Source organism: Skermanella sp. (assembly GCF_059503625.1).
This window is the reverse complement of record NZ_JCACHA010000849.1, coordinates 1-8,394: the sequence shown is the minus strand read 5'-3', so window position 1 is coordinate 8,394 and position 8,394 is coordinate 1. Positions and strand designations below refer to the sequence as shown.

Sequence of the window (8,394 nt, the reverse complement as noted above, 5' to 3'; positions counted from 1 at the left end):
GACCGGATCGACGATCAGCACGCCGTACATGCCCATCTCGAAATGGAGCACGGTGTTCTTGTGGCAGTGGTAGAGATAGGTTCCTGCCTGGTGCGGCATCCACTGGTAGGTATAGGCGCTCTTGACTTCGAACGAGGTATGGCCGACGCCGTCGTTATAGGAACTGGGCTCGATCCCGTGCCAGTGGATGGTATGGGTGTTCTTGGCCGGCTTCATCTCGCAGTGGACGACCTGCCCCTGCTTAACGCGGATCAGCTTGGACGGCCATTCCCTGTCTCCACCGCTGACGTCGGGGTCCTTGAACCCCCAGAACGGGATGACTTTTCCATCGGCCATTGTGACGCTGAAATCGGCGACCTGCCGGCGGATGAAGACGTTGCGGGCGACCTTGTCGGGTGTGGCCGGGCTGTCCGCGAAGGGATGGCAGCCGAACTCCTCGTACTCGGCGGGGTCCACGATGGGGCGGGAGATCAAAGGCATCGGTCGGTTCTCCTGAGGGGTCCGGCTGGCCGCCGTCATGCGCACGGCAGACGAGGCTCGGCGCCGGACCGCTGAATTGCTGATTGTGCTGAATGCGTGACCGGAGGGCAGCGCCGGTCAGAGCCCATCGATGTGCCAGTCCGTCACCAGACCCATCGGGTAGGAGCCGCCGGCCGCCGTCTGCGAGATCTCGTTGTGACAGTGCATGGGATAGCGCAGCGGGAACTTTTCCTGCTTCGGAGGCCACGCGCCGGGCGGTAGGTCCGGGGGAGCCGTGAAGGGGAGGAGGCAATCCTGGATCGTGCCCGACTCCATCTTCCAGACGTCGCGCTCGATCACATTGCTGCTGTAGGAGATGATGCCGGTAGCGCCCGTCGATTCCGACAGCATGAAGACGTGGTTGCCGTGGATATGCGGCGAGTGGCACGCCAGTCCGGCATTCAGGCAGCGCAGCAGCAGCGGTTCGCCGATCCTGCCGGTCGGGCAGGTGTCCTTGTCGTGGCAGGCATCGATCCCGCACAACCCGTTGAGGGTGAAATAGCGTGGACGGAAATCGTTGGCGAATTCGGACGCGGCGACGGCATCGATCTCGCCGTTGGCCGCACGCTGGCACCAGCGGGCGTCGATCTGGTTGAATATCCAGATCTTCTCGCGGGACTCATCCCAACGGTTGCCGGGAAACCGTGAACTGGCGCCGAAGCTGTTGAAGAGAGCCTTGATCGCCGGCGTGGCATCCACAGGATTGTACGGCATCTTGGCGCCGCTGGATTCCGAATCGTCTTCCGGCTCGACGACCAGAGCGCCGTGGAGACCCAGAACGCGGTTCACCGGGCTGAACTTCGGGTCGAGATAGAAATAGGTGCCTGCTTTGCCGACCGTGAATGCGATCGTCGCCGATCCTTTCGGCGCAATCGTTTCGATGGCGCTGCCGCTCATTCCCGGCACCTGAAAGCCGTGCGCATGGGAACTGAGGTTGGTCAGCCTGACGGTAAGCTTGCGGCCCTCGCGAACGCGCAGTACCGGCCCCGGAATCCGGGGGGGGGCGCACCGTTGATGCAGAAGGCGTACATGAAGACCGTGCTGCCGTCGATCAACTCGTAATCGACATCCTGGATCGTCAGATCCACCTCGACATCGCCGCCACCGATACCCGGTTCGGGATCGCCAGAGGTTACCTCATCGTCTTTCGCCAACACGAAAGGCGACAGCATGGTCGTTGCCGATGCGAAGGCGACAGCCGAAGCGCCGTAACGCAGCAAATGGCGTCTGCTCAATACAGTCATAACCGCTCCCCAAGAAGCGCGAGATGGCCCCGTCGGGGCTGTCTCCGCCAAAATCGAACCAACTGTCGGGAAGGTTCGGTCGGGAGCGCGGTGTGAAATCACGGTACTCGGACTTCGCCGAAACTTACAAGCATATTTTGGATCAGGTAACTACCGAGCTGGATCACTCATAAGTCAAGGAACCTGTACCGACCGGCCGATTTCAGGGGTAATCCTTCAGGAGCGGGAATAACGGCGCTTGGACGCCCGTCGTGAAAAAGTCGGGAAGGAGCGGTCGGTGCGGTTAACCGACGGAATACACGAAAGCAAACCAGCAGAAAATTCGATCGAAGGAAATGATCTTGGCATGGATGCCGGGTATCAGGGAGCCTTGCGCGATCGACCTGAACGCCGATCGGCCTCGATGCCGATCCATGACTTGGGAGTAATGTCGCGCGGAATACCCTGTCCTGTCATCAAGCCTTGCGTTGCAGGCGGACGGGCACCGAAGCCGTACCGGCCATCGGTCGGCAGGGCCGTGTCTGCTTGATCGCAGGCGGCATGGGAGCGGCGTCAGGATTCTCGCGCGTGGCGGCAGCCTGTTTCCCGCTGTTCCGGGAGCCGGCTTCGGCCGGTTCGGCGTCATCGAGGAACGCGGATTTCAGAATAGCAGAACTGGAGCGCATCAACTCGGCGATCTCGCGGGCTTCGGCGCTTCTCGCCAGTAGGTCTTCGACATATCGCCGGCCTTCGGCATCCAGTTCGCCGTCGACATAGGCCATTATCAGACCCTCATCGGGGAGCTCCGCTCCGGCGCTGTATACTTCTCCCCCGACGGTCAACTTCGGCATGAACTCTCTCCTGCGAGACAGGCATCTAAACTAGGTACCGGCAGCAGCTGTCCAGCCGGCATATGCGTACGTTCCAAGTCACTTACAAGCCGCCAGACCCACAACACCGATGTCGGCGACTTGTTCCAAAGTTCGTAAAGTTTTAGTAAAAAAACTTAATAACGCCAAACCTTCTTTCGGTATGCCTTGGGTAATCGCGACGGTCTGAGATTATTTTATACAACGGGTCTGTCCTCCCCTATCCATCACACTGTTATGACTGCGTCGTTCGCTCGATGCATCTCTTATGTAGACAACGATTGACGGGGCTACTTATTCCCTGGATTGGCTTAAATATCGGCGGGAGCCTTGCCGGCTGCCGTGTCGATCCGCTTTGCCAGAGCCAATCTGGCACGCGCCAGACGGCTCATGACAGTTCCGATCGGAATATCGAGGATCGCCGCCACTTCCCGATAGGGTAAGCCGATGATGCAGACCAGGATAAGTACGATGCGCTGTTCGTTCGACAGATAATGGAGTTCCCGGCAGGTGACTTCCAGAATGAGGCGGGCATCCACCATTCGTTCGCCGTCGTCGCCGAAAACGTCCGCCGCATCGTCAAGGGTCGTTTGGAAACGGGTCCTCGACGACTTTTTTTCGTCGCTCCAGCAATTCTGAATAATCCTGTATAGCCAGCTGTCGAGACGCGTTCCTGGCTTCCAGCGATGATCGAACGCCAGCGCGCGTTCGCAGGCATGCTGCACGAGATCGTCGGCATCCGCGGAAGAGCCAGCCAGACGAATGGCGAAGCTCCTGAGCCTTGGGTAGAGATGCACCAGGGCGCGGCGCATGGCTTCGTCGACCATTCGTTTAGCATCTCCGACCGCATGCCATCATAGCTATCAGAGACTAGACACCGGCAGGAGCTATAAATTCCCTCATATGCTTTTGGGGTATGGACCGGGGGAGATCTCGAGCTATGTGCCGCCGGTCCTGCAAGACCGGGTGCCGAAATGAACGGCGGCTATCTTCCAAGCCCCAACCCCATAGCCCCAACCCCATAAGTCTGCGCCCGGTGAGTGATCCGGCCCAGGGCCGGTCCCCGGCTCGACCGGATCCACCGGAGCGTCCTTTTCATCGTCTTCGCATGCCGGTGCTAACGCGCTTCGTTTCCGAAGCGGTGCTCGGCCGTGGAATCTTCGCCGACGCGGGCGCTGGAAGTGGAAAAGGCGTCGTAGGCGGGGTTGCCCAGGAAGGTCGGCATCAGGATGCCCGCGGCGACGGCGATCACGATTGCCGTCAGGGCGCCCAGCAGGAACATTTTCATCGGCTCTCCTAGTCTTGATCGTTTCACCCCCGGGAGCGCGTTGCGCGTGCCCCCGGGAGTGAACAGGTGTCTACCGGCCTTCGCGATCCCGTCCGGCCTTGTCGCGGATCTCGTCGCGTTCGCCCATTTCCTCGAACTTGCGTTCGGGGCTCTTGTCGGTGTCGCCCGATGCCTTGCCGGTCTTTTCGTCCAGAGCCTTCTCGATCTGGGCGGCGGCGTCGGAACTCTTGCCGGTACTCATGGCGTCCTCCCTCCTGTTCGATTGCCTGCCTGTTCGATTGCCTGCCTGTTCGATTGCCTGAACGCCTCGCGCTCGGGTCAGGGGAGCGGGGCATCCTGACGGATCAACCCCTCAGACCGCAGTTCCGCCCACATGTCGGGTGGAATTTTGTGGGCCAGCAGGTCCATGTTCTCGGCGATGCGCTTGGGGCTGCCCATGCCGGGGATGACCGACGCCACGGTCGGGTGGCCCAGCGGGAACTGAAGGGCCGCGGCCTGGAGCGGGACGCCGTGGCGGCGGCAGACCGCTTCGATCCGCCGGGTCTTGTCCAGGATTTCAGGAGAGGCGGGGGCGTAGTCGTAGTGGGCGCCCTCAACCGGGCCGGTCGCCAGGATGCCGGAGTTGTAGGGACCGCCCAGGACGATGCCGATGCCGCGCTTCTCGCAAAGCGGCATGAAGCTGTCCAGGCTTCCCTGGTCCAGCAGCGTGTAGCGGCCGGCCAGCAGGAAGCAGTCGAAATCGCCGGCTTCGGCGAAGCGCTGGCAGGCTTCCCACTCGTTCAGCCCGGCGCCGATCGCCTTGATGACACCTTCCTCGCGCAGCTTCAGCAAGGCGGGATAGGCGCCTTCCATGGCTTCCTTGTAGCGCTGCTCGTAGGCATCGCCTTGGTTGCGCCGGTCGGCGTCATGGATGAAGACGATATCGACCCGGTCGGTGCCAAGCCGCTGAAGGCTGTCGTCGAACGACCGCATCACGCCGTCGTAGCTATAGTCGATCCCCCGGCGGAACGGCGGCACGTCCATGAACAGGCCGGCTTCCGTCGGTTGCCCGCGCGCCGGGAACAGGCGCCAGCCGACCTTGGTTGACAGCACGATGTCCTCGCCGCGCACGCTCCGGAGCCAGCCGCCGACGCGATGCTCGCTCAGGCCATGCCCGTAGAGCGGAGCGGTATCCACATAGCGCACACCGGCCTTGTGGCTCGCCTCCAGCGCTTCCATGGCCGCCTTGTCGTCGATCGCGCGATACATGTTGCCGAGCGACGTGCCGCCGAAACCGAACACAGTCAGCGATACGTCGGTACGACCGAGTTTTCGTCTTTCGAGTTCCATGCCATCCTCCCTGAACAGTTGTTAACCAATCATGCGGCGGACCGATCCCAGGCGATCGGACCGCCCTATCGTGAAGCCTGACCGTCCGTCGCTCGAACTCCCGATCACCCTGCCGCCCCAGATCAACCTGCCGCCCCAGATCAACCTGCAGAAGGACCATCCAGCCATGCTCAAGACCCTCGACCCGCTGCTGAGCGGAGCCTTGCTCCAGATCCTTGCCGATATGGGGCACGGCGACGAGATCGTCATCGTCGATGCGAACTATCCGGCATCGGCCAATGCCAAACGTCTGGTAAGGCTGGATGGCATCACCGCGACGGCGGCATTGAAGGCGGTGGTTTCGCTGTTGCCGCTGGACGACTTCGTCGATGCGCCCGCCGCCGTCATGACGCCGGCAACCGGCCGTCCGCCCGTGCTGGACGAGTTTCAGGCGCTGATCGACGGCGCCGAAGGCAAGCCGATCCGGATGACGGAGATGGAGCGGTTCGCTTTCTACGAGCGTGCCCGCGGCGCCTACGCGATGATCGCAACGGGAGAACGGCGGCTTTACGGCAACATCATCCTGATGAAAGGGGTGATCAGGCCGGACGAGTGAGGCCGCGGCTGTTTACGGCTTTTTTTGGACAATAAAATGCATATCTAGATATGATGTATAGTCGCCGCAGGTATCACGGTCTTGTGATCTACAGGGCAGCCATACATCCGCAACTGCTCCAAATGCGTGTTTGTCGTGTTTTCGCCTGGGCGATAGCCTTACTCATCCAGACGGTGCCGTCCGGCGCCGTTCGCTCTTTGGATACTCTCAGAGGACGAACGCATGCAGGTCATCCTGGCCCAACCCCGAGGCTTCTGCGCCGGCGTCGAGCGGGCGATAGAGATCGTCGAGAGGGCCTTGACGCTTTATGGCCCCCCGATCTACGTCCGGCATGAAATCGTCCACAACGGCCACGTGGTCGAACGGCTGCGCGCCAAGGGCGTGACGTTCGTAGACGAGGTGGAGGAAGTGCCTCCCGGCAGCGTGACCATCTTCAGCGCCCACGGCGTTTCGCTGGCGGTGGACGAGGCCGCCAGGGCGCGGGGACTGAAGGTGATCGACGCGACCTGCACGCTGGTCGCCCGCGTCCACCTGGAAGGCGCGCGCTACGCCAGGCAGGGCAGGGACGTCGTCCTGATCGGCCACGCGGGACACGCCGAAGTGGAAGGCACCCTCGGCCGGCTGACCGGTCCCGTCCATCTCGTGGCCTCGGCCGAGGACGTGGCGGACCTGAAGGTGGAGCGGCCCGACCATGTCGCCTACATCACCCAGACCACGCTGAGCGTCGACGACACCCGCGGCATCATCGACGCGCTCAAGGCCCGGTTTCCGACGATCGTCGGTCCCGATACCGCCGATATCTGCTACGCCACCCAGAACCGCCAGCGCGCGGTGCTGGATCTGGCGACCAAGGTCGACCTGGTGCTGGTGGTCGGGGCGGCGAACAGCTCCAACTCCAACCGCCTGCGCGAGATCGCCGGGACGGCCGGCGTTCCGGCCTACCTGATCGAGGACGCCTCCGCGCTCGATCCCGGCTGGCTGGACGGCGTGTCGGCCGTCGGCGTCACTGCCGGGGCGTCCGCTCCGGAAGACCTCGTCCAGGAGGTCATCTCTTTGTTGAAACAGCGCGGCGGCGGGGTGCAAGTCAGCACCTTGCCCGGTATCGAGGAAGCGCTGCGTTTCCGCCTGCCGGTCGAACTCGAGCCGTCCGCCGCGTCCCAAGTCGCCATCCCTCCCGTTGCCGAGTGAGCTGAAATGGCCGTTCCCTTGCTTCAATCCGCCATGGTCGGCGCCTATGTCGTCGGCCGCCATCTGCGCGGAGTGAAACGCTACCCGCTGGTCCTGATGCTGGAACCCCTGTTCCGCTGCAATCTCGCCTGTGCCGGCTGCGGTAAGATCGATTATCCGGCACCGTTGCTGAACCGCCGTCTCAGCGTGGACGAATGCCTGGACGCCGCACGCGACTGCGGCGCTCCGGTCGTCTCGATCGCCGGCGGCGAACCGCTGCTCCACGCGGAAATGGCCCAGGTCGTCCAGGGCCTGATCAAGCAGCGGCGCTTCGTCTATCTGTGCACCAATGCGCTGCTGATGGAAAAGCGCATGGACCAGTACAAGCCCAGTCCATTCTTCACATGGTCGGTCCATCTGGACGGCAGCCGGGAAGAGCACGACGCGGCGGTGTGCCAGGGCGGCGTCTACGACCGCGCGGTCGCGGCGATCAAGGAAGCCAAGAAGCGGGGCTTCCGCGTCAACATCAATTGCACGCTGTTCGACGGCGCCGATCCGGAAAAGGTGTCGGACTTCTTCACCGAGGCGATGGCCGCCGGGATCGACGGCATCACCGTGTCGCCCGGCTACGCTTATGAGCGGGCGCCCGACCAGGCCCACTTCCTGAACCGCCAGCGCACCAAGCAGCTGTTCCGCGACATCTTCAAGCGGGGCGAGGGCAAGAAATGGCAGTTCAGCCAGTCGCCCCTGTTCCTGGACTTCCTGGCCGGCAACCAGACCTACCAGTGCAGCCCGTGGGGCAACCCGACCCGCAACATCTTCGGCTGGCAGCGCCCTTGCTACCTGCTGGGCGAGGGTTACGCCAAGACCTACCGCGAGCTGATGGACGGCACCGACTGGGACGCCTACGGCACCGGCAACTACGAGAAATGCGCCGATTGCATGGTCCACAGCGGCTACGAGGCGACGGCGGTGGCCGACACCATCCGCAACCCGCTGAAGGCGCTGTCGGTGGTCCGGAAGGGCATGAAGACCGACGGCGAGATGGCTCCGGACATCCCGCTCGACCGCCAGCGTCCCGCCGAATACGTCTTCTCCCGGCATGTGGAGCAGGCGATGGCGGAAGAGGACCGGGCATCGCCGAAGCGGCGGCGGGCTGGGGGATGAGGTAACCGTTCTAATATTCGGCCGCGTAAGGTTTATTTCGACGGCGCCGGCGGGATGCCCCACCCCCGCTGGCGCTCCGGCAGCCAGAGGCCGATGATCGTTGCGTAGGCCGGGTCAACGCGTACGTGAATATAGAAAATTTACAATAATATTCGAAGATGTTAACCGGTAGAGCGTTGCCACCGTAGGTCGGTCTAAAGCGAAGCGGCAGCCGACAAGCAGGCGCGTCTATGTCGG

11 protein-coding genes are annotated in these 8,394 nt (G+C 62.7%); 3 read left to right on the top strand and 8 right to left on the bottom strand.

Annotated features, from left to right (window positions below; genetic code table 11):
• From AC5JJ6_RS30750 to AC5JJ6_RS30715, 8 genes are all read right to left on the bottom strand, one after another.
• A partial coding sequence (locus AC5JJ6_RS30750; protein WP_496045701.1) for a multicopper oxidase domain-containing protein occupies nucleotides 1-480 on the bottom strand: 480 nt, incomplete at its 3' end.
• A gap of 117 nt (nucleotides 481-597) precedes the next feature.
• On the bottom strand, nucleotides 598-1,461 hold the full coding sequence (locus AC5JJ6_RS30745; RefSeq protein ID WP_496045702.1) for a multicopper oxidase domain-containing protein: 864 nt from the start codon (nucleotides 1,459-1,461) through the stop codon (nucleotides 598-600).
• Nucleotides 1,458-1,754 (bottom strand): hypothetical protein, encoded by a 297-nt coding sequence (locus AC5JJ6_RS30740; protein WP_496045700.1) that lies wholly within the window; start codon nucleotides 1,752-1,754, stop codon nucleotides 1,458-1,460. Before AC5JJ6_RS30740 ends, AC5JJ6_RS30745 begins: the two co-directional genes overlap by 4 nt.
• A gap of 464 nt (nucleotides 1,755-2,218) precedes the next feature.
• Entirely contained in the window at nucleotides 2,219-2,593 is a 375-nt protein-coding gene (locus AC5JJ6_RS30735) for an anti-sigma factor family protein (RefSeq protein ID WP_496045699.1), read from the bottom strand.
• A gap of 329 nt (nucleotides 2,594-2,922) precedes the next feature.
• Nucleotides 2,923-3,438, bottom strand: a complete 516-nt coding sequence (locus AC5JJ6_RS30730) for an RNA polymerase sigma factor (RefSeq protein ID WP_496045698.1) — start codon at nucleotides 3,436-3,438, stop codon at nucleotides 2,923-2,925.
• Between the two features lie 290 nt (nucleotides 3,439-3,728).
• The gene (locus AC5JJ6_RS30725) at nucleotides 3,729-3,899 is read right to left on the bottom strand and encodes a hypothetical protein (RefSeq protein WP_496045697.1); all 171 of its coding nucleotides are present in this window, start codon (nucleotides 3,897-3,899) and stop codon (nucleotides 3,729-3,731) included.
• A 70-nt stretch (nucleotides 3,900-3,969) separates the two neighbouring features.
• On the bottom strand, nucleotides 3,970-4,140 hold the full coding sequence (locus tag AC5JJ6_RS30720; protein WP_169789370.1) for a hypothetical protein: 171 nt from the start codon (nucleotides 4,138-4,140) through the stop codon (nucleotides 3,970-3,972).
• A 77-nt stretch (nucleotides 4,141-4,217) separates the two neighbouring features.
• Complete coding sequence (locus AC5JJ6_RS30715; protein WP_496045696.1) at nucleotides 4,218-5,228, bottom strand: aldo/keto reductase; 1,011 nt, start codon at nucleotides 5,226-5,228, stop codon at nucleotides 4,218-4,220.
• Between the two features lie 70 nt (nucleotides 5,229-5,298).
• Between AC5JJ6_RS30715 and AC5JJ6_RS30710 the strand changes: the two genes are divergently transcribed.
• From AC5JJ6_RS30710 to hpnH, 3 genes are all read left to right on the top strand, one after another.
• Nucleotides 5,299-5,823 (top strand): RbsD/FucU family protein, encoded by a 525-nt coding sequence (locus AC5JJ6_RS30710; protein WP_496045695.1) that lies wholly within the window; start codon nucleotides 5,299-5,301, stop codon nucleotides 5,821-5,823.
• A 222-nt stretch (nucleotides 5,824-6,045) separates the two neighbouring features.
• On the top strand, nucleotides 6,046-7,011 hold the full coding sequence (gene ispH / locus AC5JJ6_RS30705) for a 4-hydroxy-3-methylbut-2-enyl diphosphate reductase (RefSeq protein WP_496045694.1): 966 nt from the start codon (nucleotides 6,046-6,048) through the stop codon (nucleotides 7,009-7,011).
• 6 nt (nucleotides 7,012-7,017) lie between these two features.
• Nucleotides 7,018-8,157 (top strand): adenosyl-hopene transferase HpnH, encoded by a 1,140-nt coding sequence (gene hpnH, locus AC5JJ6_RS30700; protein WP_496045693.1) that lies wholly within the window; start codon nucleotides 7,018-7,020, stop codon nucleotides 8,155-8,157.
• Nucleotides 8,158-8,394: the final 237 nt, after the last annotated feature.